This window comes from Rufibacter glacialis (assembly GCF_008271745.1).
GTDB lineage: Bacteria > Bacteroidota > Bacteroidia > Cytophagales > Hymenobacteraceae > Nibribacter > Nibribacter glacialis.
On sequence record NZ_VKKZ01000011.1, the window covers coordinates 1 to 1,611 of the forward strand.

The window sequence follows — 1,611 nt, forward strand, 5'->3', positions numbered from 1 at the left end:
AACTTCTATATAACTCCCCTAAGCGGCTTCCTTTTTCAGTTCAAAGAGCCTCCGCTCTAGGTATATTATCTTCGCCTGCCTGTACTTTTTCTGATAGGCAGTCAGCTCAACAGGGCTGAACTCCTGCTGGGAAGATACCATTTTGTAGTAGATAGTGGCAATCTTATTAGCCGTGGCCACAGTGGCATACTTGTTACCACCCTTTGCCTTCATCCGCCTGAAGTAGTCCCCGAGCCAGTTGTCGCTCCGCTGCACGGCATTGGCGGCGTTGCGGAACGCCTGGCTGGCCGGGTTAGGCTTCTTTTTCATCAGGGTACTGCTGATAAGCTTGCCGCCTGATATCTTGTTGTTGGGGCATAGGTTCAGCCAGCTGGCGAAGTGCTTGGCCGTCTCCCATTTGCCCATGTCTGTGCCGGTTTCAGAGAGAATCTCCAGTGCGGCGATGTCACTGATGCCGTAAATGGCCATCACGTCCACCCCCAGTACTTTTCTCAGGTAGGAGCAGGTGTTGAACGATGGTTTGTTCCTGTTGGCCTTCTTGGCAGAGACGGCCTCACGCTCAGGCGCCGCCTCAGGGCGGATTTCCCTATGGTAACGCTCCAGCTGCCGTTCAATGGCCACATCGCACGAGGCGATGCGCTCGGTCAGGTACTTATAGCCCATGTAACAGTCCTCCAGCAGGTAGAGCTGCTCTGGGCGCCAGTTGCCCTGTAGGGACTTGAGGATGGTTGCCCTGTCGGCCTTCACCTTGAAGTGGACGCAGGCAAGGAAGTTCTCCGCTGCCCTCTCCCCCCGCAGGATGGCCTCAATGATGGCAAGGCCACTCTTGCCGGTGATGTCACGCAGCAGCGTGTGCACCTTCACGTTCATCAGCTCCAAGGCCTTCTGCATCCGCAGCACGCATCTGCCCCTGTCCTGGGTGAGCGTTCTGCGGTGGCGGACCAGCGTGCGCAGCGCCTCCTGCTGGTCGTCGGGCAGGTAGCTGCTGCGGAGCAGCCCGCAGCTGTGCAGCTTCTGGATCCAGCGCGCATCGTCCTCATCGTTCTTCCTGCCGCTCACGTTCTTAACCTGTTTGGCATTGACCAGGTACACCTCCAGGCCATGCTGGGTGAGCAGGTTGAACAAAGGTCTCCAGTATACGCCCGTGCTCTCCATGGCCACCGTGTCCACCCCGCACTCGAGCAGCCAAGCGGCGATGGCCTCCAGATCGCAGGTCATCGTCCCAAAGGACCTGACCGGCAGCGTATCCCTGCCCTCGGGTACGGCAACGGCGTGAATGGTGTCTCCCACATCAATACCCGCCGCGTTCGGGTTGACCAGCGGCAGGTTGAGGGCGCTCTCTCTTGTGGTGGTTTGCTTTTTCATAGGCTTTGATGTTTTGGGATAGATACAAAAGCCATTGCCTGCCGCCCAGTCAGCTTACTCTTCTATGCGGGCTCTGTCGCCCAGTTTGAAACCAAATAGGGGCAGCAGAACCACACTACTGGTAGAGTTCATCCACTCAATGTTAGGAAAGGTCTCGCTGCAAAAGCTCCTGTAACTAATTCTACTGTCTTCCCAAATTCTCAGCCTAAAAACTATGCACAAGTTGTTATGTCGGAAACATTGGCC

The 1,611-nt window shown here is 56.3% G+C and carries 1 protein-coding gene; it reads right to left on the reverse strand.

Annotated features, from left to right (window positions below):
• Positions 1–18 precede the first annotated feature (18 nt).
• Complete coding sequence (locus tag FOE74_RS04875) at positions 19–1,365, reverse strand: IS110 family RNA-guided transposase (protein WP_149097487.1); 1,347 nt, start codon at positions 1,363–1,365, stop codon at positions 19–21.
• Positions 1,366–1,611: the final 246 nt, after the last annotated feature.

Bases quoted from the DNA above. Each gene is read 5' to 3' on its own strand.
- FOE74_RS04875 (WP_149097487.1), bottom strand. From the start codon at position 1,365: ATGAAAAAGCAAACCACCACAAGAGAGAGCGCCCTCAACCTGCCGCTG.